The 1422-nt window shown below is 28.8% G+C and carries 1 protein-coding gene; it reads right to left on the reverse strand.

What is annotated here, in order from left to right; all coding sequences use genetic code 11:
- Positions 1–647: 647 nt before the first annotated feature.
- On the reverse strand, positions 648–1422 hold a 775-nt coding region (locus HU235_RS20680), incomplete at its 5' end, for a substrate-binding domain-containing protein (RefSeq protein ID WP_174881449.1).

Raw genomic sequence — 1422 nt, forward strand, 5'->3', positions numbered from 1 at the left:
GATTATAGGTGTTCTAAATTATATGTATTTTGCTAAAGACATTGTTTCAACTGTTGTACTTTTATCCCTTGGTGTTATAGTTTCGATATTTAATCTAATTAAAAAAGAAATATACGATTGCTTTATTAAGTATTGAGATTGTTGTTGGTTTGGTAGGGTTATTTTCGTACATAGTTAATTCTGGCATGTAAAATTTCCCATCTTAAATTAACGGGTGCGTTATTGCTATATATGGTGATTTTTTTTTATTTAACTAACGGGGCAGCTTAGTGAATGAAAGAACTAATCGGAATTATTTGCTACATAATTATTGTGAAATAAATTAGTTTTTTGATTGGGAACTATATTTTATTGAGGATTACAAAGTACTCCCCAGTTATTCAAAATAAAAATTATATTAGAGGTTTTAGGTGGAAGAAATGATGAGGGAAATTATATAATCAAACATTATAACAGTAGAGGTTGAAGCAGTAATTTAATTTATTCTCACTGAATTCTTCACTGATTTATCGTACCGAGGGTATCCTACCTGTGTACGATTTTTTGATGTTTAAAGGTGAAATGTAAGTGATGTGAGAAGCTTTAAACTTTGCAAAAAGCCCAGAGCTTTGCGTATTTCCTATGCAAAGCTCTGGGCTTTATTTACATTATCGAACTGCCTTACAAGAATTTCTCTCAATAAGATCTGTATCTACAAATAGTTTAATTTTATCGTTTTCATTATTATCAATTTCTCTTATAAGTTTTTCAACAGCTAATAAAGCAATTCTATCTTTTTTTACATTAATTGTAGTTAGTTCGGGAGTAATTACTTGTGACTCAAAGATATTATCAAAGCCAATGATTGAGATATCGTTTGGAACTTGAATACTTAACTCACTTAATGATTTTATCACACTAATGGCCATATAATCAGCTTCACAAAATAGAGCTGATGGTAATTTGTTTATCTGGTCTTTAATTTTAATCTTAAATTCCTCTTGAGAAGTGATGACAGTTGGTGATATTGAAAAATAATTGTGTTCAGCAATCTTTAAATCATTTTCTTCCAATGCTTGTAAAAAACCTTTCCTTCTCATATCAAAATTATACATTCTAGTTGTTGATTCAACATAGCCAATATTTTTATGTCCTAATTCAATTAAATACTTTCCTGCCTGATAGGCCCCATAAATATTATTCATAACAACAAAATTCACATCTAGCGTTTCAAAACAGGTATCTAATACAACTAAGTTTGGTTGGACACTAGAAACAATATTTATTTGTTCAGGTGTTAAGTTTGTACCTAATAATAATATTCCAGCTGATTTTTGTTCTTGTTCTAATCTCGCTATTTCTTCTTTTAAGTTTTTAATACTTATGGCAGAAACAATTAAAGAATATCCATTTGAGCCAATTTGTTTATCTATATTGTTTATT

Source organism: Metabacillus niabensis (genome assembly GCF_902829255.1).
Taxonomy (GTDB): Bacteria; Bacillota; Bacilli; order Bacillales; family Bacillaceae; genus Metabacillus; species Metabacillus niabensis.